Below are 500 nucleotides of genomic sequence, written 5' to 3'. Positions count from 1 at the left end.
CCGGTTGAGGCGGTAGCGCCCACGCCGCCGAGCCCTCGCGATCCCTTCCGCCTCGGCGGGAGGGGCTCCGACCTGTTTTAGCGGGCACGCGCTCCCATTCCAGGGTAGCAACCGGCCCTATGCATCTGTAAGTTGTGTCCAAGACGATACAATAACTTGTGCGCGTTTGATTGAACGAATGCCTGCCCGATCAACCCACCGCTCCGCTCCACCCGCGCGCATCCCGGCCGGCCCCGCAATCCGAGGCGGGACCGCCTGATGGCCACCGAGCAGGCGCCGGAGGCGGGCGCGACGCGCGAGGATCGGTACCGGCTGCTGGTCGACAGCATTCTCGACTACGCCATCTACATGCTGGACCCGCAGGGGCGAGTCGCGAGCTGGAACCGGGGCGCTCAGCGCTTCAAGGGCTACACCGCCGAGGAGATCATCGGCCAGCACTTCTCCCGGTTCTACACCGAGGAGGATCAGGCCACGGGCCTGCCCGCGCACGCCCTGCAGGT

At 67.6% G+C, this 500-nt stretch carries 1 protein-coding gene; it reads left to right on the top strand.

Annotation, left to right across the window (positions count from 1 at the left end):
- Positions 1-258: 258 nt before the first annotated feature.
- Positions 259-500 (top strand): PAS domain S-box protein (locus E1J50_RS26470; RefSeq protein ID WP_132257241.1); only part of this gene is annotated, 242 nt, incomplete at its 3' end.

It is taken from the genome of Methylobacterium segetis (assembly GCF_004348265.1).
Lineage (GTDB): Bacteria > Pseudomonadota > Alphaproteobacteria > Rhizobiales > Beijerinckiaceae > Methylobacterium > Methylobacterium segetis.
The sequence above is the reverse complement of the archived record's forward strand: the minus strand, read 5'-3'. Positions and strand labels throughout refer to the sequence as shown.